This window comes from Microbacterium sp. 22242 (genome assembly GCF_052045495.1).
Classification (GTDB): Bacteria; Actinomycetota; Actinomycetes; order Actinomycetales; family Microbacteriaceae; genus Microbacterium.
This window is the reverse complement of sequence record NZ_JBQEOZ010000005.1, coordinates 47,737-67,374: the sequence shown is the minus strand read 5'-3', so window position 1 is coordinate 67,374 and position 19,638 is coordinate 47,737. Positions and strand designations below refer to the sequence as shown.

Here is a 19,638-nt window from a genome sequence, read left to right as displayed (position 1 = left end):
ACAGCCGGCTGCGACGTGACAGTGCGCCCAGAGAGACTCGAACTCCCGACCACATCCGTGTAAAGGACGTGCTCTACCAACTGAGCTATAGGCGCGCTCGCTCCAGCCTAGCGGGGCCCCGTGTGACAGGCTGAGCGCATGGATCTTCCGCACGATGATGTCGACCCCGGCGGCCTGCTGGAGTACTCGGTGGTCTTCACCGACCGTTCCCTGAACCACATGTCCGCGGCCTTCGTCGAGGTGATGCAGGGCATCCAGTCCGGCCTGCGCACGACGTACCGCGCCGCCACGGCTGCCATCGTGCCCGGCGGAGGCACGTACGCGATGGAGGCGGTCGCGCGCCAGCTCGCGACCGGGCGGCGGTGCCTCGTCGTGCGCAACGGGCTGTTCTCCTATCGCTGGTCGCAGATCCTCGACGCGGGAGCCATCTCGCCGAACGTCGTGGTGTGCGCCGCCCGCCCCGAGGACGACTCAGCGCAGTCGGCCTGGGCGCCGGCGCCGATCGACGACGTGGTCGCCGCGATCCGCGCGCAGCGCAGCGAGATCGTGTTCGCGCCGCACGTGGAGACCGCCGCCGGCATCCTGCTGCCCGACGACTACGTGCGCGCCCTCGCCGACGCGGTGCACGAGGTGGGCGGTCTGCTCGTGCTGGACTCGATCGCGTCGGGGGCGCTCTGGGTGGACATGGCCGAGCTCAGGGTGGACGTCTTGCTCAGCGCCCCGCAGAAGGGCTGGAGCGGATCTCCCGGTGCCGGGTTCGTGATGCTCGGGGAGGCCGGGCGCGAGGCGGTGCTGTCGCGCACCTCGTCGAGCTTCGCGATGGACCTCGCCCGCTGGCTGTGGATCGCCGAGGAGTACCAGGAGGGCCGCACGCCGTATCACGCCACGATGCCGACGGACACGCTGCGGCACAACGCGGCCCTGATGGCGGAGACCCGCGCCCGCGGCCTCGAGGAGCTGCGTGCCGCGCAATGGGATCTGGGCACCCGGGTGCGCGCCGTGCTCGCCGAGCACGGCCTGCCGTTGGTCGCCGCCGACCTGTTCGCGTCGCCGAGCGTCGCGGTGGTGCACACCACGGATCCGGGACTCCGCAGCGGGGCGCGCTTCCGTGCCGAGGGGCTGCAGATCGCCGCAGGCGTGCCGCTGCACTGCGGCGAGGGGGAACCGTTCTCGACCTTCCGGATCGGTCTGTTCGGCCTGGACAAGCTCGCGGACGTGGACGGCACCGTGCGCCGTCTGACGGAGGCGCTCGGCCGGATGGGCGCCTGAGTGGCGTCTCGCGCGGCGGCGGACCGCTGTCCGTGCGGCAGCGGCGACGCCTTCGACGCCTGCTGCGGTCCGATCCTGGCCGGACGGCCGGCACCCTCCGCCGAGCGCCTGATGCGCTCGCGCTACACGGCGTTCGCGACCGGGGATGCCGCGTACCTGCGGCGATCCTGGCACCCCCGCACGCGCCCGGAGCGGGTGGACCTGGCCCCGGAGCTGCGCTGGCTGCGGCTCGACGTCCTGGACAAGGAGGCGGGCGGCCCGTTCGATGTCGAGGGGACGGTGCTGTTCGAGGCGATCCATCGCGATGCGGGCGGACGCGGCGTGCTCCGCGAGCGCAGCAGGTTCGTCCGCGAGGACGGGGACTGGTACTACCTCGACGGCACGGTCTTCTGACGCCGTCGCCGCCGTCGCTGGCGTAGGTTTGATCGCGTGAAAGCCAACCCCGCGCACCAGATCGTGCTCCTCGACATCGCCGACATCGATCGCCGGATCGCGCGGGTGGAGCACGCCCGCACGCATCCTGCGCAGGGGGACCGGATCAACGCGCTCTCGGCTCAGCGGCAGGGGCAGCTGCGCGAGCTCACCGAGCTCTCCGGCGCGCGCGACGACGTGCGGACGGAGCTGAAGCGGCTCGAGTCGGACGTGACGCTCGCCGTGCAGCGGCGCGACCGCGACGCCTCACGGCTCGCGGCCACGCAGAACGCCAAGGACGCGGTCGCGCTCGAGCAGGAGATCGCGAGTCTCGGTCGCCGCATCAGCGACCTGGAGGACGCGGAGCTGGAGCTCATGGCGCGCCTCGAGGAGGCGGACGCCGCGGTCGCCGCGCAGCAGGCGCTCATCGACGAGACCGTCGCCGAGGGCACCCGGCTGACCGCCGAGGCCAAGGGACTGATCGCGGCGGCGACCACGGAGGGCGCGCAGCTGGCCCGCGACCGCGCCGCGCTCGTCGACTCGGTCTCGCCGTCGCTGATGGCCGAATACGAGCGCCGCGCGGGGCGCACCGCCGGCGCGGCACTGCTGCGGCGGGCCACCTGCGAGGGGTGCCGGATGGTGCTCTCCGGCACCGACCTGAACACGATCCGCCAGGCCCCGGCCGACGAGGTCGTGTCCTGCCCGGAGTGCGGCTGCATCCTGATCCGCACCGAGGAGTCCGGCCTGGGCGGCACCGCCGCCGCGGCCGACTGAGTGCTCAGAACTCCTCGTGGGTCGCGGGGTCGGCGCCCCACAGCCGTCCGTCCGGTCGGCCCAGCGCGGTGATCTGCGTGACCTCGTCGTCCGTGAGCGGGACGTCCGCGGCGGCGAGGTTCAGTGCCTGATGCTCTGGCGACGCGGCCTTCGGGATCGCCACGACGCCGCGGGCGGCATGCCAGGCCAGCACCGCCTGCGCGGGCGTGATCCGGTGCGCCTCGGCGACGGCGGCGATGGCGGGATCCTTCAGGATGTCGCCGGCGCGGCCGAGCGGGCTCCACGCCTCGGTGATGATCCCGCGCTCACGGTGGTAGTCCAGCGCTTCCTGCTGCGGGAACCGCGGATGCAGCTCGAGCTGGTTCACCACGGGCCGGACCCCGGTGGTGTCTTCGATCCGCTCCAGATGCTCCGGCAGGAAGTTCGAGACGCCGATCTGCCGCACCAGCCCGCGCTCGCGCGCCTCCACGAGTGCGGCCCAGGCCTCGACGTAGGTGTCCCGGCGGGGGAGCGGCCAGTGGATGAGGAACAGGTCGATCGCGTCCACGCCGAGGCGGAACCGGCTCTCCTCGATCGACACGAGCGCCTTGTCCCTCGCGTGGTGGCGGCCGGCGAGCTTCGAGGTCACGATCAGCTCGCCGCGATCAACGGCGGCGCCGGAGATGCCCCAGCCGACGGCCCCCTCGTTCTCGTAGTTGAAGGCGGAGTCGATGAGCCGGTAGCCGGTCTCGATGCCCGCGCGGACCGCGTCCGCACCCGCCTCCCCGCGGAAGCCGTAGGTGCCGAGTCCCTGCGAGGGCAGGGCGAAGCCGTTGTGGGCGATGAAGGGCGATGCGTCGGACATGGGGGTCTCCTCTCCGGTCCCTCCACGCTAGCCCGCATCGGTGACGTCGGGGTTTCCGCACCGTTACACGCGGACACGAGGCCGAGCGGCACGACGCCCCGGGCGCGGATGCGGGCCCGGAAGCGCCGTGTCACGCGATGTCCGCGGAGGCGCGTAGATTCGAAGGCATGATCGAACCCGGGCCCCCGCACGAGATCGTGCTCGGGCGGAGCGGATCCGCGCACGGCTGGTGCGCCGTGCTCCTGGATCCGGACGGGACGGAGCAGGGTCGCGTGGAGATCGCCGCGCAGGAGCTGGCGAGCGCCGTCGCCGCCTGGGAGTCCGAGACGCGCCCGCGCTGGGTCGTGCGCGCGCTGCGCGACGCGTACCCGCCGCTGCTCGCCGCCGGCGTGCGCATCCGTCGCGCGCACGATCTGCTGCTGTGTCACGCGATCCTCCGCGACACGGCGAGCCTGGCCTCGCCGGTGCCGGCATCGACGCGCTGGGTGCGGACGGATCCGCTCGCGGGGGCGGAGACGCCGGCGCTGTTCTCCCTGCACGAGGAGCGCGACGGCGCCCCGGAGATCGACGAGCTGCTGGCGGAGTACGCGCGGCAGCGGAACGCCCTGACGCATGCGCCCGACAGCCGTCTCGCCCTGCTCTGCGCCGCGGAGTCCACCGGCGCGCTGATCGCCGAGGAGATGACGGCGGCGGGGTTGCCGTGGAGCACCGCGGTGCACGAGGAACTGCTCCGGGAGGCGCTCGGCCCTCGCCCGGTGCCGGGCGCGCGCCCGGTCCGGATGGCCGAGCTGGCGGCGCGGATCGGGGCGGCGCTGGAGGATCCGTCGGTGAACCCGGACAGTCCGCCGCGGCTGCTGAAGTCGCTGCGTCGTGCGGGGATCCTGGTCGACTCGACCTCGCGGTGGGAGCTGGGCGAGGTCGAGCACGCCGTTGTGGAGCCGCTGCTCGCCTACAAGAAGCTCGCGCGCCTGTATGCGGCGAACGGCTGGGGCTGGCTGGCCGAGTGGGTGCACGAGGAGCGGTTCCGCCCGGTCTACCTGACCGGCGGCGTGGTCACCGGGCGGTGGGCGTCGAGCGGCGGAGGAGCGCTGCAGATCCCGCGGAGCCTGCGCCCCGCCGTGCGCGCGGACGAGGGCTGGATCCTGATCTGCGCGGACGTGGCGCAGCTGGAGCCGCGCGTGCTCGCGGCGATGTCGAAGGATTCGGCGATGGCGGCGGCGGCCCGGGGCGCGGATCTGTACGAGGGCGTGGTGCGCTCCGGCGCGGTGCAGACCCGGGAGGAGGCGAAGTACGCGGTCCTGGGCGCGATGTACGGCGCCACCACCGGTCCCAGCGGCCGGCTCGGGCCGCGCCTGCGCAGCGTGTTCCCGCGGGCGATGGCGCTCGTCGACGGCGCCGCGAAGACGGGCGAGGACGGCGGCGTCGTCTCGACGCTCCTCGGACGCAGCTCGCCCCGCCCTGACGCGGCCTGGACCACGGCGCAGTCCCGGGCGAGCGACCCGGATGCCGACGGCGCGGACGAGCGCTTCGCGCGCAGCAGGGCGAGGGACCGCGGCCGGTTCACCCGGAACTTCGTGGTGCAGGGCACGGCGGCGGAGTGGTCCCTGCTCTGGCTCGCCGAGATCCGGCACCGCCTGTCCGCCCTGCCCGACGCGCAGAGGCCGGCCGAGAGATCGGGGCCGGTGTTCTCCCGGCGCGCCCATCTCGCCTTCTTCCTGCACGACGAGGTGATCGTGCACGCCCCGCGCGAGCTCGCGGACGAGGCGGCCCGGTGCGTCCGGGAGGGCGCCGATGCGGCGACCCGGCGGCTGTTCCCCGGCTTCGAGATCGACGTCCCGCTCGACCTGCGCATCGCCGAAGACGCCGGCAAGGACTCGTAGACTGGATCCGAACGGGTCGGCCGGACGGTCGCGTGGCGGGCAACCGCACCGAGGAACGTCCGGGCTCCACAGGGCAGGGCGGTGGGTAACACCCACCCGGAGCAATCCGCGAGACAGTGCCACAGAGAGAAGACCGCCCCGTTGCTTCTTCGCGAGTCGAAGGATCGACGGGGTAAGGGTGAAAGGGTGGTGTAAGAGACCACCGGGGGCCGTGGTGACGCGGCCCGCCAGGTAAACCTCGCCCGGAGCAAGGCCAGACAGGGGATGTTGACGCGGCCCGCCGAGTCCCCGGGTAGGCCGCTGGAGCGCCGCGGCAACGCGGCGCCGAGAGAGATGACCGTCGAAGGGATGCCCCGAGAGGGGCCCCGGAACAGAACCCGGCGTACAGGCCGGCCCGTTCCCCACGCAGAGAGGCCCGGATCCGCAGGCAGCGGATCCGGGCCTCGCGCGTCGGCGGGTCTGAGCCCGGCCGTCAGTCGGCGGCGAGCGATGCCGCGCCGATGATGCCGGAGTTGTTGCGGTGGATCGCCGGGACGATGGGCGTGTTGAGCTCGAGCAGCGGAAGGAAGTCGCCCGCGTTCTTGGAGACCCCGCCGCCCACGACGAACAGGTCGGGGCTGAACAGGAACTCGATGTGGGTGTAGAACGCCTGCAGGCGCTGCGCCCACGCCTCCCAGCTGAGTCCTTCGCGCTCGCGCGCCGAGGTCGCCGCCCACTGCTCGACCGAGTCGTAGCCGCGGAACGTGAGGTGCCCCAGCTCGGTGTTCGGGATGAGCACGCCGTCGTAGAGGAAGGCGGAGCCGATGCCGGTGCCGAGCGTGGTCATGAGGGTGAGCCCGCGCACGTCGCGAGCCGCGCCGTGGCGCGCCTCGGCCACCCCTGCGGCGTCTGCGTCGTTGACGAACACGATGTTGCGGTTCAACCCGTCGCGGAAGAAGCGCTCCGCCTCGAAGTCGATCCATTCCTTGGACACGTTCGCGGCGGAGAGCGTCCGGCCGCGCTTCACGATCGCGGGGAAGGCGACGCCCAGCGGCAGGGTCGACTCGTGCACGTCGAGCCGGCGCAGCACCGTCTGCACGGCCGAGAGCACGTCCTGGGGCGAAGCGCCTTCGGGGGTGGGAACGCGAACCCGCTCGGATTCGAGGGTCCCGTGCTCGAGGTTGACGAGCCCCGCCTTGATGCCGGTTCCGCCGATGTCCACGCCGATCGCTTTTGCCATGCGCAACAGCCTAGCGAGCCCTCAGCACGCCAGTAGGATCGTGACAACGCACAGGAGGAGCAGCGATGAGCGACGCGCAACACGACGGCTACGACGGCGAAGGCTTCGGCGAGGCGAAGTACTGGTTCAACAGCAGGACCGGGCAGGTCGAGCACGGCCTGCTGTCCTCGTCGATCGACCGGATCGGCCCGTTCGACACCGCGGAGGATGCGGCTCGCGCGCCCGAGGTGCTCAAGGAGCGCTCCAAGGCCTGGGCGGAAGAGGACGCCGCCGAGGACCGCTGGGGCGACTCGGACGGCGCTCGATGAGCGGGATGGACAAGCAGCGCGATTTCGTGCTGCGCACCATCGAGGAGCGCGGCGTCAAGTTCATCCGGCTGTGGTTCACGGACGTCATCGGCACGCTGAAATCGGTGGCCATCGCCCCGGCCGAGGTCGAGGGCGCATTCGCGGAGGGCATCGGCTTCGACGGCTCCGCGATCGAGGGCCTCACCCGCAGCTTCGAGTCCGACCTGCTCGCGCAGCCGGATCCGACGACCTTCCAGATCCTGCCCTGGCGCGGTGAGATCGACCCGACCGCGCGGATGTTCTGCGACCTGACCACCCCGGACGGCCGCCCCGCCGTCGCCGACCCCCGCCAGGTGCTCAAGCGCACGCTCGCGAAGGCCGCCGACGCCGGGTTCACGTTCTACACGCACCCCGAGATCGAGTTCTACCTGCTGAAGTCCTCCCAGTTCGGACCCGAGGGCCCGGTCCCGGTGGACTCCGCCGGCTACTTCGACAACGTCCCAGGCGGCACCGCGCACGACTTCCGCCGCCGCTCGGTGCGGATGCTGGAGGACCTCGGGATCTCGGTCGAGTACAGCCATCACGAGGGCGGTCCAGGGCAGAACGAGATCGATCTGCGCTACGCGGACGCGCTGACGACGGCCGACAACATCATGACGTTCCGCACGGTGGTGAAGGAGGTCGCGATCGAGCAGGGCGTGTACGCCACGTTCATGCCGAAGCCGCTCAGCGACCATCCCGGCAGCGGCATGCACACGCACATGTCGCTGTTCGAGGGCGACCTGAACGCGTTCTACGAGGAGGGCGCGAAGTACCAGCTCTCCCGCACCGGGCGTCAGTTCATCGCCGGACTGCTGCGCCACGCCAACGAGATCTCGGCGGTGACCAACCAGTTCGTGAACTCGTACAAGCGGCTGTGGGGCGGCGACGAGGCGCCGAGCTTCGTCACGTGGGGCCACGCCAACCGCTCGGCGCTCATCCGGGTGCCGATGTACAAGCCGAACAAGGGGCAGTCCTCGCGCGTCGAATACCGCGCCCTGGACTCCGCCACCAACCCGTACCTGGCGTACGCGCTCATGCTCGCGGCGGGGCTGAAGGGCATCGAGGAGGGCTACGAGCTGCCCCCCGAGGCCGAGGACAACGTGTGGTCGCTGAGCGACGCCGAGCGCCGTGCGCTGGGGTACGCGCCGCTGCCGGCGAGCCTGGACCACGCGCTCGAGTACATGGAGGAGTCGGAGCTGGTGGCCGAGACCCTCGGCGAGCAGGTCTTCAACTACGTGCTGCTGAACAAGCGCAAGGAGTGGGAGGCGTACCGCGGTCAGGTCACGCCGTTCGAGCTCAAGAGCAACCTCGAACTGCTCTGATCGGCGGTTCCGTTGCCGCGCTCTGACGACTCCCTCTCCCTGACCGCGCTCGCCCGTCTCGGCTTCGTCGAGCTGTCGGAGGCGTCCGCGGGCCTGCACGAGCTGTCCGGCCTCACCGGGATCCCGCCCGCCGAGCTGATCGCCGGGCTGCGCAGCGCCGACCCTGACGAGGCCCTCGCGGCGCTCATCCGGGTCGGCCGGCGCGATCCCGATCGGGTGACGGCGGTGCTGGCGGAGGAGCGCACGAGAGAGCACGCCTGGCGCGTGTTCGGCGCGTCGCCGGGCCTGGCGCGGTTCTTCGAGCGACGCACCGAGCAGCTGGACGTGCTCGGCGAGGTCAGGGCCTGGCTGCCCGCCCCCGGCGAGCTGCGTGCCGCGCTGCTCGCGGCCGTGCAGGCCGAGAACGGGTTCGCGCACTCGGCGGGCGCAGAGGCCCGGGTGCGGCTGCGTGTCGCCTACCGCAGAGCGGTGGCGGAGATCGCAGCCTGGGACCTGCGCGCGGAGGATCCGATCACCGCGACCGATGCGGTGTCGGCGGCCCTCGCCGACGCCGCATCCGCCGCGCTCGAGGCGTCGCTCGCGATCGCGCGCACGATCGTCGCCGGGGGCACGGATGCGGGCCGTCGCGAGGTGGCGCTGACCCGGCTCGCCGTCATCGGCATGGGCAAGACCGGCGCACGCGAGCTGAACTATGTCAGCGACGTGGACGTGATCTTCGTCGCGGGCACCGCGGACGAGGAGGAGCTGGACGAGTCGCGTGCGATCGACATCGCCACCCGGCTCGCCCGGGAGACGATGCAGGGCCTGGCCGGCATCGAGGCCGAGCCGCCGCTGTGGGAGGTGGACGCGGCGCTGCGCCCCGAGGGCAAGCAGGGGGCGCTGGTGCGCTCGCTGGCCTCGCACGTCGCGTACTACGACCGCTGGGCGAAGAGCTGGGAGTTCCAGGCGCTGCTGAAGGCCAGGGCGATCGCCGGCGACGTGGACCTCGGGCGCAGCTACGTCGATGCCGTGCAGCCCAAGGTGTGGTCGAGCGCGGCCAGGGAGGACTTCGTCGGCAGCGTGCAGCGGATGCGCGAGCGCGTCACCGATCACATCGATCCCGACCAGGTGCCGTATCAGCTCAAGCTCGGCCCCGGCGGGCTGCGCGACATCGAGTTCACGGTGCAGCTGCTGCAGCTCGTGCACGGGCTCACGGATCCGGAGATCCGCAGCAGGGGGACCATCGAGTCGCTCGACGCGCTCGTCGCCGGCGGCTACATCGGCCGTGCCGAGGCCGCGCTGTTCGCGCACGACTACCGGGTGCTGCGGCTGATCGAGCACCGGCTGCAGCTGCGCGAGATGCAGCGCACCCACCTCGTGCCGCGCGAGCCGGACGCGCTCCGCGTGCTCGCCCGGGCGACCGGCCTCGCGGAGACCGCGGAGGGGATCCGCAAGGTCTGGGAGGACGTGCGCCGTGAGGTCCGCGATCTGCACACCCGGCTGTTCTACCGGCCGCTGCTCAGCGCCGTCGCGTCGCTGCCCGAGGAGGAGCGCACGCTCTCCACGGACCAGGCGCACGACCGTCTCGCCGCGATCGGCTTCCGCGACCCGGCCGGCGCGCTGCGTCATATCGGGGCGCTCACCACGGGGCTCAGCCGCAAGACCACGATCCAGCGGCACCTGATGCCGGTCATGGTCCGCTGGTTCGCCGACGGCACGGATCCGGACTACGGCCTCGTCGCGTTCCGTCGGATCAGCGAGCGGCTCGGCGACACCCCGTGGTTCCTGCGCATGCTGCGCGACTCGTCGGGCGCGGCCGAGCGGCTCACCCGGGTGCTGTCCACGTCGCGGTACATCGGCGAGCTGATGGAATGGATCCCTGAGTCGGTGGCCTGGCTGGAGAGCACGGAGCAGCTGCGCCCGCGCCCCGCGCACGCGCTGGACGAGGAGGCCAGGGCGATCCAGACCCGGCACGACACGGTCGTGGACGCGATGCGCTCGGTGCGGGCGCTGCGCCGGCGGGAGCTGCTGCGGACCGCGATGGGCGCCGTGCTGGACGTGCTCACGATCGACGAGGTGGCGGCCGCGATCACCGCTATCACCGAGGCGACGATCCAGGCCGCGCTCCGCGCGGTGCGCCGCGAGGTGGTGCCGGCCGAGGACGACGCCCTGGACTTCTCGGTGATCGCGATGGGGCGCTTCGGCGGCGCGGAGCTGGGCTTCGGGTCCGACGCCGACGTGCTGTTCGTCTACGACTCAAACGGCGTGGATCCGCAGCGCGCGCAGCAGCTCTCGGTGCGCATCGTCGCGGGGCTCAGGGAGCACCTGGCCGATCACCGGCTGCCTCTGGACCTGGACGCCGATCTGCGCCCGGAGGGTCGCAACGGCGCCCTGGTCCGCAGCCTGGACGCCTATGCCGCGTATTACCGGCGCTGGTCGCTGTCCTGGGAGGCGCAGGCGCTGCTGCGCGCGCGAGGGGTGGCCGGCAGCCACAAGCTCATCGAGCGGTTCATCGAGCTCGCGGACACGGTGCGATATCCCGAGGCGCTGGAGCTGGCGTCGCTGCGCGAGATCAAGCGGATCAAGGCGCGCGTGGAGGGAGAGCGGCTGCCGCAGGGCGTCGATCCGCGTCGGCACCTCAAGCTGGGCCCGGGATCGCTGAGCGACGTCGAGTGGCTGATCCAGATCGTGCAGCTGCAGCACGCGCACGCGGTGCCGGCGCTGCGCACCACCTCGACGCTCGTGGCGCTCGACGTGGCCGTCGCCGAGGGGTTCGTCCCGCAGGCGGCGGGGGGGCGGCTGCGCGACGCATGGCGTCTGTCCAGCCGGCTGCGCTCGGCGATGACCCTGCTCGGCGGGCAGACGAAGGATGTGCTCCCGACCGACGCGCGCGAACTCGACGGCGTCGGCCGGATCCTCGGCTACCCGGATCGCTCGGCGTTCACGGTCGAGGAGGAGTATCTCGCCGTCACCCGTCGCGCTCGCAAGGTGTTCGAGAACCTGTTCTACGGATAGCGCGGGCCGGGTCATCGAGCCGCGCCGGCCCGGATACGACGGAGCACCCTCCTGCCCGGTGCCTAGGATGCCATGGCCGCGCTTCTGCCCGCGGCGAGGATGTGCTCTGAGAGCTCACCGTTTCGCCTGCTTGTCGCCACGGGAACCCGTTGCCACGAGGCGCGATGAGAGTGATCGCATGTGGTGTTGGTTCCATTGTCCCGCGTATCGGCCGGGACGGACGCGGTTGCGGCACATCCGTCACGGTGTCGGCGAGGTGGTCAAACGGCCGGCGTGAGCTTCTCAGATGTCGTCGATTTGCGCGAGGAACTCGTCGGCCATGATCACTTGTGTCGCGAGGCGCTCTCGCCGTGCGCGGGCCTCATCTTGCATGAGTTGCAGAGTCTCTCGTAGCTGGTGATCTTCGGGGTCGTGCCGAAGGGCGTCGACGACCTCAAGGAGTGCGCGCATCTCGTCGAGTGAGTATCCCAGGGGCTTCATGCGTCTGATGATCATGAGCCGTTCGACGTCGTGAGTGCTGTAAAGCCGGAATCCGCCCTCGGTTCGGGCGGACGGGGGTACGAGCCCGACGTCTTCGTAGTGGCGCAAGGTGCGCAGCGACAGCGAGGTCCGCTCCGCGACTTCTCCGATGCGCAGCACCTCGTCATCGGTCACGTCCGACCACCTTCCTGAGTCGCGCAGAAACCTCACGTAACGTTAGAGTATGGAGAGGTGTTCTCATCGCTCACCGCATTCTTCCGCGTCGAACTGACCGGCGTGCCCGCACCCCGACGCGTTCTGCACTTCACGCTCGCCCGTGGAGCATCCCCGAGGAGGGTCCTTGACTGTCGTCACTCGGACGCGCGATGGCGCGTCCCGCTACCGTATCGAACCGACCGTGCTGCAAGCCTTGCGCAGCCCGCGTCTTCTCACCCGGGAGGTCCTCGCGGGGTTGGTCGTTGCGCTCGCGCTGATTCCCGAAGCGATCGCCTTCTCCCTCATCGCCGGTGTTGATCCGAGGGTCGGGTTGTTCTCGTCGTTCGTGATGGCCGTTGCGATCGCGTTCCTCGGGGGGCGTCCAGCGATGATCACCGCGGCGACCGGCGCTGTCGCTCTCGTGATCGCCCCAGTCGCACGCGAGTACGGGATGGACTACTTCATCGCCACCGTACTTCTGGGAGGCTTGTTCCAGATCGTTCTCGCTGTCCTCGGTGTCGCGAAACTGATGCGATTCATCCCACGGTCGGTCATGGTGGGATTCGTCAATGCCTTGGCGATCTTGATCTTCGTCGCACAACTACCGCAGCTGTTCGATGTGCCGTGGCTCGTCTACCCGCTCGTCGTCGCGGGTCTGTTGATCATGTTTCTGATGCCGAAAATCACGAAGATGATCCCTGCGCCGCTGGGCGCGATCGTGTTGCTGACCGGGGCTGTGCTCGTGTTTGGTTGGCACGTGCCCGCGGTGGGCGATCAGGGAGAACTGCCGCACAGCCTTCCTCAGTTGTTCATCCCGAATGTCCCGCTCACGCTCACGACGCTCGGGATCATCGCCCCTTACGCGCTGGCGATGGCCGTCGTCGGGCTGCTCGAGTCGCTGATGACGGCGAAACTCGTCGACGACATCACCGACAGCCACTCACGGAAGACGCGTGAAGCGCTCGGTCAGGGCGCGGCGAACATCCTCTCCGGCGCATTCGGCGGCATGGGCGGATGCGCGATGATCGGCCAGACCATGATCAACGTCAAAGCTTCCGGTGCACGCACCCGCATCTCGACCTTCCTCGCAGGCGTCTTCCTGCTGATCCTCGTCGTGGCGCTCGGCGACGTCGTCGCAGTCATTCCGATGGCCGCGCTCGTCGCGGTCATGTTCCTCGTCGCCTTCGGCACGTTCGACTGGCACAGCATCCGCCTGGCGACGCTCAAGCGGATGCCGAAGAGCGAGACTGCGGTCATGCTGATCACCGTCATCGCCACTGTCTGGACACACAACCTCGCCGTCGGCGTCGTCCTCGGCGTTCTCACCGCCATGATCCTGTTCGCCCGGCGCGTTGCACACTTCGTCACCGTGACCCGCCACATCGCCGAAGAGAACACCGCCGCGACCGCGTACTACGCGGTCGACGGGGAACTCTTCTTCGCGTCCAGCAACGACCTCACGACACAGTTCGAATACAGCCACGACCCGGACCGCATCGTGATCGACATGTCCCGCTCGCACATCTGGGACGCGTCCACCGTTGCCGCCCTCGACGCCATCGTCACCAAATACGAACACAAGGGCAAGAACGTCACGCTCCGCGGCATGAACGAAGCCACTGCCCGTTTCCACGACCGCCTCACCGGCAGCGTCGGCAACGGACACTAGCCTCCCCGCGAACCGCTTGTCCGCATTTTGGGATTCACAGCTGTTCCGACGAGACTCGCGCATATCTCGTTGGCCATGGTCGCGTCGGAAAGACGACAGGGTGAGAACGACTGTGGCCGACAGCGATCAGCCGTCGCGGACCGCGGTCGCCGCTGTCCCGAAGCGCGAAAGAACCCGCCTCAGCCGGGGGACGTGAGACGGGTTCTCGAGTTGCGGGCTGNCAGCCCGCGGGATCAGACCCCGAAGTACAGCTCGTACTCGAACGGGTGCGGGCGCTGGGCCATCGGCAGGATCTCGTTGTTGTACTTGTAGTCGATCCAGGTCTCGATGAGGTCCTTGGTGAACACGCCGCCCTCGAGCAGGAAGTCGTGGTCGTTGCGGAGCGCCTCGAGCGAGTCCAGCAGCGAGTTCGGCACCTGCGGGATGTTCTTGGCCTCCTCCGGCGGGAGCTCGTAGAGGTCCTTGTCGATGGGCTCGAGCGGCTCGATGCGGTTGCGGATGCCGTCCAGGCCGGCCATCAGCTGCGCGGCGAACGCGAGGTACGGGTTGCCCGAGGCGTCCGGCACGCGGAACTCGATGCGCTTGGCCTTCGGGTTGGATCCGGTGATCGGGATGCGGATCGCGGCGGAGCGGTTGCCCGCGGAGTACGCCAGGTTGACCGGGGCCTCGAAGTGCTTCACCAGGCGGTGGTAGCTGTTCAGGGTCGGGTTGGTGAAGGCGAGCACGGCGTGCGCGTGCTTCAGCAGACCGCCGATGTACCAGCGCGCGGTGTCGCTGAGCTGGCCGTAGCCGTTCTCGTCGAAGAACAGCGGCTTGCCGTCCAGCCACAGCGACTGGTGCGTGTGCATGCCGGATCCGTTGTCGCCGAACAGCGGCTTCGGCATGAACGTGACCGTCTTGCCCCACTCCTGCGCGGTGTTCTTGACGATGTACTTGAACTTCAGGATGTCGTCGGCCGCGTGCACCATGGTGTCGAAGCGGTAGTTGATCTCCTGCTGGCCGGCGGTGCCCACCTCGTGGTGCGAACGCTCGAGGGTGAAGCCGGCGTCGATGAGCCGCAGGGTGATGTCGTCGCGCAGGTCGGCGGTCTTGTCGACCGGGGCGACCGGGAAGTAGCCGCCCTTGAACGGCGTCTTGTTGGCGAGGTTGCCGCCCTCCTCCTCGCGGCCGGAGTTCCACGCGGCCTCCTCGGAGTCGACCTTGTAGAAGCTCTCGCCGGCGGTGACCGAGTAGCGCACGTCGTCGAAGATGTAGAACTCGGCCTCGGGGGCGAAGTAGGCGGTGTCGGCGATGCCGGTCGAGGCGAGGTACTTCTCGGCCTTCTTGGCGACCTGACGCGGGTCCTTGCCGTAGATCTCACCGGTGCGCGGGTTGTAGATGTCGAAGACCATGACGACCGTCTTCGCCTCGCGGAACGGGTCGACGTACGCCGTCGTCACGTCCGGGATGAGCTGCATGTCCGACTCGTGGATCGACGCGAAGCCGCGGATCGAGGAGCCGTCGAAGAGCTGACCGTCACGGAAGAAGTCCTCGTCGACGGTCGACGCGGGGATGTTGAAGTGCTGCTGCACGCCCGGGAGGTCGGTGAAGCGGATGTCGAGGAACTTGACGTCGTTGTCGCGGATGTATGCGATCAACTCGGCGGAATCGGTGAACATGCATGAACTCCTGAGGGAACGGGTGCGGTCGAACGACCTGCAAGCAGGTTACGGATGAGGGATGACGCGATCGTGTCTGGAATGTTTCCGGCGTGTTACGGCGGCGGCGACGGATCGGGGACCCGTGCCGCCTCGTTCACCGTACCCTGTGCCCGTGTCCGTTCCGCTGGGTGCGCCAGGGGCCGGCGGCCCGGGTCGCCTAGGCTGGAGGGATGTCCGATCTCGCTCAGAGCTACCCCGGTGAACGCCTCGGCCTCCCGCAGAGCGGACCCGGCAGCGTCGGGCGGATCGGACGCCGCATCGCGGCACTCGTCATCGACTACGCGGCCGCGTCGATCATCGCCACCGCGTTCCTCGGATTCCAGCAGTTCGCGCTCCCGAAGGAGGCGGGCATCACGCAGTTCGCGCCCATGATCGTGTTCGCGATCCTGCAGATCCTGTTCATCCCGACGATCGGCGGCAGCCCGGGGCACCGCATCGTCGGCATGCGCCTGGTGATGCTGAACGGCACGTGGGTGGGGCTGTGGCGGCCGATCGTGCGCACCCTGCTGCTCGTCCTCGTGATCCCCGCCGTGATCTTCGATCCGGATCAGCGCGGCCTGCACGACAAGGCCGTGGGAACGGTCCTCGTCCGCGCGTAGCGCTTACCGCTGGTCCTGCGCGGCGCCGCGCCCGGCCCAGGGATCGTAGTCCGCAATCCGCGGCTCCTGGGCGGGACGCGCATCCTCCGGCACGTGCTGCAGATTGATCCGGACGCGGTACCAGAGCGAACTCGAGCCGCGCATGCCGTCGACCAGGATGTCCGCGGGCTGCAGGAGCGCCGCGACGTCCGTGTGCGCCGCCCGCCATTCCTCCACCGCAGCCAGGGACTCGGGCTTGGTCCTGGTCCGCGCGATCTCGATCAGCGGCATGGTCGAGACGCGACGGCCTGTCCCGTCCGAGCCGCGGGGAGGCTTCTCCGGCGGCCCGAGCTCGTCCGCGAGCGCGAGCAGCCCGGACAGCGATCCGACCGCGTCGTCGATCCCGGCGTGCGGATCGCCGATCTCCGCAAACCGCGCGAGCACCGTCGGCATCGTGAACTCCTCGGGCCGGCGCAGCCGCAGCTCGTCCCAGCCGAGCGGCGTGGAGACGCGGGCATCCGGGAGAGGACGGATGGAATAGGCGGAGGCCACCGTGCGGTCCTTGGCGTTCTGGTTGAAGTCGACGAAGACGCTCTCGCCGCGCTCCTCCTTCCACCAGCGAGCCGTGGCGAGCCCCGGCGCGCGGTTCTCGACCTCCCGCGCCACCGTCTGCGCCGCGAGACGCACCGCGGCGAAGTCCTGCTCGGGATGGATCCGCGCGAGGATGTGGATGCCCCGGGATCCGCTCGTCTTCGGCCAGCCGACCAGGCCGTGGTCGGCGAGCACCTCGCGCACGACGAACGCGACGTCCACGATCTCCGGCCACTCCACGCCGGGCATCGGGTCGAGGTCGATGCGCAGCTCGTCCGGGTGATCCAGGTCGGAGGCTCGCACGGCGTGCGGATTGAGGTCGAGGCAGCCGAGGTTCGCGATCCAGGCGAGACCGGCCGCATCCGTCACCACCGCTTCCTCGGCGGTCCGGCCCGAGGCGTAGCGGAGCACCGCGGTCCCGATGTAGTCGGGGTGGTCGCCGACGCGCTTCTGGAAGAACGGCTCGGCGTCGATGCCCTTGACGAACCGCTTGAGCACCATCGGCCGGCCGCCGGCGCCGCGCAGAGCCCCGTCGGCGACCGCCAGGTAGTACGCGACGATGTCGAGCTTGGTGATGCCCGCCTGCGGGAAGACGACCTTGTCGGGATGCGACACCCGCACGGGAAGGCCTTCGATGTCGACGAACGTCTCGGAGCGGCCTGTCATCCCTCCACGCTAGACGGCGCGGGACCCCGTCGCCAGGGGGCCGTCGGGGATCCGAGGCGTGGGTCAGACGGTCGCGTGGCCGCGGTTGAGGTGCCGGAACATCTTCGGCGCCTTGCCGCCCAGGAACGAGCGAGCCGGGTCGATCGTGAAGCCCTGCCGCAGCGCCTCCCGGCCGATCAGCATCCGGAAGCCCATCTCGCTGCGGTTGCTGAGGGTGACCTCGGCGGTCACCCGGTGCCCGACCAGCACGAGGTCGAGCAGGACCACGAGGCGGCTCTGCGCGTGTCCGGAGGAGGAGCGCACCTCCCGTCGGTCGAAGACCGGCAGCTCGACCGGCACGAGCTCGTGCGCGCCCTGCCAGGGGCGCACGTCGAAGCGCACCCAGGGAGCACCGTCGCGCTCGAACTCGTGGATGTGCTGCGCGTGCAGCGATGAGCTGCGTGCACCGGTGTCGATCTTGGCCTTGATCCAGGGAATCCCCACGTCGGGGAGGGTCACCCACTCGCGCCACCCGATAAGAGTGCTTGAATTGGGGGATCGATCCACGCACCTATCCTGGCAGGAAATCACCGTGAAGCTCGCCGTGCTCTCGCGCGCCCCGCAGTCGTACTCCACCCAGCGTTTCCGCGCCGCCGCCGTGCAGCGCGGGCACCAGATCAGGGTGCTGAACACCCTGCGCTTCGCGATCGACCTCACCGCGGATGAACCGGATCTGCACTTCCGCGGCCGCCGGCTCAGTGACTATGACGCGATCCTGCCGCGGATCGGCAACTCGATCACCTATTTCGGCACCGCCGTCGTGCGGCAGTTCGAGCAGATGGACGTGTACACGCCGAACACCGCGAACGGCATCTCCAGCGCGCGCGACAAGCTCCGCGCGAACCAGATCCTGTCGCGGCACAACATCGCGATGCCGCCGACGGCGTTCGTGCGCAACCGCGCCGACGTGCGCCCCGCGATCGAACGCGTGGGCGGCGCTCCGGTGGTCATCAAGCTGCTCGAGGGGACGCAGGGGATCGGCGTGATCCTCGCCCCGCAGGTCAAGGTCGCCGAGGCGATCATCGAGACGCTGCACTCGACCAAGCAGAACGTGCTGATCCAGAAGTTCATCACGGAGAGCCGCGGTCGCGACATCCGGGCGCTCGTGGTCGGGGATCGCGTCGTCGCCGCCATGCGCCGCGTCGCCAACGGCGACGAGTTCCGCTCCAACGTGCACCGCGGCGGAACCGTCGAGGCGGTCACGCTCGACCCGGTCTACGAGCAGACCGCGGTGCGCGCGGCGCAGATCATGGGACTGCGCGTCGCCGGAGTGGACATGCTCGAGGGGGAGGACGGCCCGCTCGTCATGGAGGTGAACTCCTCGCCGGGGCTGCAGGGCATCGAGGCGGCGACCGGACTCGACGTCGCCGGCGCCATCATCGACTTCATCGCGAACCAGGTGAACTTCCCCGAGATCGACGTGCGCCAGCGCCTGAGCGTGTCCACCGGATACGGCGTCGCCGAGCTCCTCATCCATGCCGGCGCCGAGCAGGTCGGCAAGCAGCTCGGCGACCTGGGGCTCTGGGACCGCGACATCACGGTGCTCACTCTGCACCGTGGCGTCACCGTGATCCCGAACCCGCGCAAGCACGTCGTCCTGGAGGACGAGGACCGGCTGCTCTGCTTCGGGAAGCTCGACGAGATGCGCTCGATGATCCCGGAACGCCGTCGCCGCAGGGCCAAGGTCCGCAAGCTGCGCAAGGAGCATCTGCCGGACGGCGTCTGACCCGGCACTGCACGCCGGGGCGTCGCTGACAGCCGAAAGCGCCCGGACTCTCGAGAAGTCCGGGCGCTTTCGTCGTACGACAGTTGCGGTCAGCGCGGGCGCGGAGCGCGGGCGCGGAGCGGGTCGATGCCCTTCGGGATCGGCAGTGAGGCGACGGACTGCGACACCGACTCCATGCGCTTGATGACGGCGGCCATGGTGGCGTTGTCGATCGCCTTCGGGAGCTTCTTGATGGTGCGCGCGAGGTCCTTGATCGGCACGTCGCCGTCGCCGTGCCCGACGTAGAACACGTTCACGGGCACGCCCTGCGCGACGCGCATGGCCCTGGTCCGCTCGTCCTTGACGAGTTTGGCGAGCCGGCCGCGGGATCCCTCGGCGACCACGACGATGCCGCCGCGGCCGACCGCGCGATACACCGCGTCCTGCGACTTGGGGTTCACGCCGACGGGGATCTCGGAGCCCTGCCAGTTGCGGCCGAGTGCGGTGCTGAGCACGTGGCCGGCGGCGCCGGGCATGCCGTCGATCTTGCGGTACATGGCCGTCGTGGACAGCCGCGTCATGAGGAACATCGCGGCGAGCACGCCGCCGAGCAGGCCGGTGATGCCCCACAGCACGAGGCTCCAGACCTGGAACGGCGGGATCAGGTAGCCGACGATCAGGCCGAGGAGGACGCCGAGGATCAGCAGGGCGAGCTGAGCCCAGGGCAGCCAGGGGTAGATCTCCCGGGTGAACTGGAAGAGCGAACGCAGCTGCGAGAAGAAGCCGGGCTGCTTCTCCGTCGCCGAGGGACCTTTTGCCATGCCTTCCAGCCTACCGAGTCCGCGGGGTGCGCACGTCGCGGATGCCCTGCCGAGGACGCGCGCTGAGCGAACACGGGTGGTCCTGCACAGGCCGTCCGCACGTCGCGTTGTGCACCGATCGCGGGGCCGGTGCCCCGGCAGGCGCGGACCGG

At 70.1% G+C, this 19,638-nt stretch carries 17 protein-coding genes, 1 tRNA gene, 1 other RNA gene and 1 pseudogene; 12 read left to right on the top strand and 8 right to left on the bottom strand.

Going from position 1 to position 19,638, the window contains the following annotated elements; all coding sequences use genetic code 11:
- Window positions 1–22: 22 nt before the first annotated feature.
- Window positions 23–95 (bottom strand) — tRNA-Val (locus tag ACTJJZ_RS06920).
- 43 nt (window positions 96–138) lie between these two features.
- Between ACTJJZ_RS06920 and ACTJJZ_RS06915 the strand changes: the two genes are divergently transcribed.
- The 4 genes and pseudogenes from ACTJJZ_RS06915 (at window position 139) to ACTJJZ_RS06900 (ending at window position 2,454) form a co-directional block, all read left to right on the top strand.
- Window positions 139–1,269: an alanine--glyoxylate aminotransferase family protein gene (locus ACTJJZ_RS06915; RefSeq protein WP_440720449.1), complete on the top strand. Its 1,131-nt coding sequence runs from the start codon at window positions 139–141 to the stop codon at window positions 1,267–1,269.
- Window positions 1,270–1,320, top strand: a pseudogene (locus ACTJJZ_RS06910) (hypothetical protein); the annotation flags it as partial.
- Between the two features lie 60 nt (window positions 1,321–1,380).
- The gene (locus ACTJJZ_RS06905; RefSeq protein WP_440720688.1) at window positions 1,381–1,662 is read left to right on the top strand and encodes a YchJ family protein; all 282 of its coding nucleotides are present in this window, start codon (window positions 1,381–1,383) and stop codon (window positions 1,660–1,662) included.
- 36 nt (window positions 1,663–1,698) lie between these two features.
- On the top strand, window positions 1,699–2,454 hold the full coding sequence (locus tag ACTJJZ_RS06900) for a zinc ribbon domain-containing protein (protein ID WP_440720448.1): 756 nt from the start codon (window positions 1,699–1,701) through the stop codon (window positions 2,452–2,454).
- Between the two features lie 4 nt (window positions 2,455–2,458).
- Here ACTJJZ_RS06900 and ACTJJZ_RS06895 read toward each other — a convergent pair whose 3' ends face one another.
- The gene (locus tag ACTJJZ_RS06895; RefSeq protein ID WP_440720447.1) at window positions 2,459–3,298 is read right to left on the bottom strand and encodes an aldo/keto reductase; all 840 of its coding nucleotides are present in this window, start codon (window positions 3,296–3,298) and stop codon (window positions 2,459–2,461) included.
- Window positions 3,299–3,465: 167 nt separating this feature from the next.
- Here ACTJJZ_RS06895 and ACTJJZ_RS06890 point away from each other — a divergent pair, with 167 nt between their 5' ends.
- A complete protein-coding gene (locus ACTJJZ_RS06890) occupies window positions 3,466–5,178 on the top strand; it encodes a bifunctional 3'-5' exonuclease/DNA polymerase (RefSeq protein ID WP_440720446.1) in 1,713 nt (570 codons plus the stop codon).
- 12 nt (window positions 5,179–5,190) lie between these two features.
- An RNA gene (gene rnpB / locus ACTJJZ_RS06885) (RNase P RNA component class A) lies at window positions 5,191–5,579 on the top strand.
- Window positions 5,580–5,650: 71 nt separating this feature from the next.
- Here the strand turns inward: rnpB and ppgK are convergent.
- Window positions 5,651–6,397, bottom strand: coding sequence for a polyphosphate--glucose phosphotransferase (gene ppgK / locus ACTJJZ_RS06880; protein ID WP_440720445.1), 747 nt, complete (start codon window positions 6,395–6,397; stop codon window positions 5,651–5,653).
- A gap of 65 nt (window positions 6,398–6,462) precedes the next feature.
- On the opposite strand from ppgK, the gene ACTJJZ_RS06875 reads away from it, so the two are divergent.
- Genes ACTJJZ_RS06875 through ACTJJZ_RS06865 form a run of 3 tightly spaced genes read left to right on the top strand, consistent with a single transcriptional unit; the run spans window position 6,463 to window position 11,042 of the window.
- Window positions 6,463–6,705 carry an SPOR domain-containing protein gene (locus tag ACTJJZ_RS06875; protein ID WP_440720444.1) on the top strand — a complete coding sequence of 81 codons (243 nt, stop codon included), beginning with the start codon at window positions 6,463–6,465 and terminating at the stop codon, window positions 6,703–6,705.
- A gap of 5 nt (window positions 6,706–6,710) precedes the next feature.
- Window positions 6,711–8,048 (top strand): glutamine synthetase family protein, encoded by a 1,338-nt coding sequence (locus ACTJJZ_RS06870; protein WP_440720443.1) that lies wholly within the window; start codon window positions 6,711–6,713, stop codon window positions 8,046–8,048.
- A gap of 12 nt (window positions 8,049–8,060) precedes the next feature.
- Complete coding sequence (locus tag ACTJJZ_RS06865) at window positions 8,061–11,042, top strand: bifunctional [glutamine synthetase] adenylyltransferase/[glutamine synthetase]-adenylyl-L-tyrosine phosphorylase (RefSeq protein WP_440720442.1); 2,982 nt, start codon at window positions 8,061–8,063, stop codon at window positions 11,040–11,042.
- A 282-nt stretch (window positions 11,043–11,324) separates the two neighbouring features.
- On the opposite strand, the gene ACTJJZ_RS06860 is transcribed toward ACTJJZ_RS06865, so the two are convergent.
- Window positions 11,325–11,696 carry a MerR family transcriptional regulator gene (locus tag ACTJJZ_RS06860; protein ID WP_440720441.1) on the bottom strand — a complete coding sequence of 124 codons (372 nt, stop codon included), beginning with the start codon at window positions 11,694–11,696 and terminating at the stop codon, window positions 11,325–11,327.
- A gap of 166 nt (window positions 11,697–11,862) precedes the next feature.
- Here ACTJJZ_RS06860 and ACTJJZ_RS06855 point away from each other — a divergent pair, with 166 nt between their 5' ends.
- A complete protein-coding gene (locus ACTJJZ_RS06855) occupies window positions 11,863–13,386 on the top strand; it encodes a SulP family inorganic anion transporter (RefSeq protein ID WP_440720440.1) in 1,524 nt (507 codons plus the stop codon).
- 233 nt (window positions 13,387–13,619) lie between these two features.
- On the opposite strand, the gene glnA is transcribed toward ACTJJZ_RS06855, so the two are convergent.
- The gene (glnA, locus tag ACTJJZ_RS06850) at window positions 13,620–15,044 is read right to left on the bottom strand and encodes a type I glutamate--ammonia ligase (RefSeq protein WP_440720439.1); all 1,425 of its coding nucleotides are present in this window, start codon (window positions 15,042–15,044) and stop codon (window positions 13,620–13,622) included.
- 212 nt (window positions 15,045–15,256) lie between these two features.
- On the opposite strand from glnA, the gene ACTJJZ_RS06845 reads away from it, so the two are divergent.
- Complete coding sequence (locus ACTJJZ_RS06845) at window positions 15,257–15,685, top strand: RDD family protein (RefSeq protein WP_440720438.1); 429 nt, start codon at window positions 15,257–15,259, stop codon at window positions 15,683–15,685.
- A gap of 3 nt (window positions 15,686–15,688) precedes the next feature.
- Here the strand turns inward: ACTJJZ_RS06845 and ACTJJZ_RS06840 are convergent, their stop codons facing one another.
- Both ACTJJZ_RS06840 and ACTJJZ_RS06835 read right to left on the bottom strand, forming a co-directional pair.
- Window positions 15,689–16,921: a DNA polymerase domain-containing protein gene (locus ACTJJZ_RS06840; protein WP_440720437.1), complete on the bottom strand. Its 1,233-nt coding sequence runs from the start codon at window positions 16,919–16,921 to the stop codon at window positions 15,689–15,691.
- Between the two features lie 63 nt (window positions 16,922–16,984).
- Window positions 16,985–17,467: an ATP-dependent zinc protease family protein gene (locus ACTJJZ_RS06835; protein ID WP_440720436.1), complete on the bottom strand. Its 483-nt coding sequence runs from the start codon at window positions 17,465–17,467 to the stop codon at window positions 16,985–16,987.
- Window positions 17,468–17,492: 25 nt separating this feature from the next.
- On the opposite strand from ACTJJZ_RS06835, the gene ACTJJZ_RS06830 reads away from it, so the two are divergent.
- On the top strand, window positions 17,493–18,686 hold the full coding sequence (locus tag ACTJJZ_RS06830; protein WP_440720435.1) for a RimK family alpha-L-glutamate ligase: 1,194 nt from the start codon (window positions 17,493–17,495) through the stop codon (window positions 18,684–18,686).
- Between the two features lie 89 nt (window positions 18,687–18,775).
- Here ACTJJZ_RS06830 and ACTJJZ_RS06825 read toward each other — a convergent pair whose 3' ends face one another.
- Window positions 18,776–19,486: a DUF4191 domain-containing protein gene (locus tag ACTJJZ_RS06825; RefSeq protein WP_440720434.1), complete on the bottom strand. Its 711-nt coding sequence runs from the start codon at window positions 19,484–19,486 to the stop codon at window positions 18,776–18,778.
- Window positions 19,487–19,638: the final 152 nt, after the last annotated feature.

Bases quoted from the DNA above. Each gene is read 5' to 3' on its own strand.
- ACTJJZ_RS06915 (WP_440720449.1), top strand. From the start codon at position 139: ATGGATCTTCCGCACGATGATGTCGACCCCGGCGGCCTGCTGGAGTAC.
- ACTJJZ_RS06905 (WP_440720688.1), top strand. From the start codon at position 1,381: ATGCGCTCGCGCTACACGGCGTTCGCGACCGGGGATGCCGCGTACCTG.
- ACTJJZ_RS06895 (WP_440720447.1), bottom strand. From the start codon at position 3,298: ATGTCCGACGCATCGCCCTTCATCGCCCACAACGGCTTCGCCCTGCCC.
- ACTJJZ_RS06890 (WP_440720446.1), top strand. From the start codon at position 3,466: ATGATCGAACCCGGGCCCCCGCACGAGATCGTGCTCGGGCGGAGCGGA.
- ppgK (WP_440720445.1), bottom strand. From the start codon at position 6,397: ATGGCAAAAGCGATCGGCGTGGACATCGGCGGAACCGGCATCAAGGCG.
- ACTJJZ_RS06875 (WP_440720444.1), top strand. From the start codon at position 6,463: ATGAGCGACGCGCAACACGACGGCTACGACGGCGAAGGCTTCGGCGAG.
- ACTJJZ_RS06870 (WP_440720443.1), top strand. From the start codon at position 6,711: ATGGACAAGCAGCGCGATTTCGTGCTGCGCACCATCGAGGAGCGCGGC.
- glnA (WP_440720439.1), bottom strand. From the start codon at position 15,044: ATGTTCACCGATTCCGCCGAGTTGATCGCATACATCCGCGACAACGAC.
- ACTJJZ_RS06845 (WP_440720438.1), top strand. From the start codon at position 15,257: ATGTCCGATCTCGCTCAGAGCTACCCCGGTGAACGCCTCGGCCTCCCG.
- ACTJJZ_RS06840 (WP_440720437.1), bottom strand. From the start codon at position 16,921: ATGACAGGCCGCTCCGAGACGTTCGTCGACATCGAAGGCCTTCCCGTG.
- ACTJJZ_RS06825 (WP_440720434.1), bottom strand. From the start codon at position 19,486: ATGGCAAAAGGTCCCTCGGCGACGGAGAAGCAGCCCGGCTTCTTCTCG.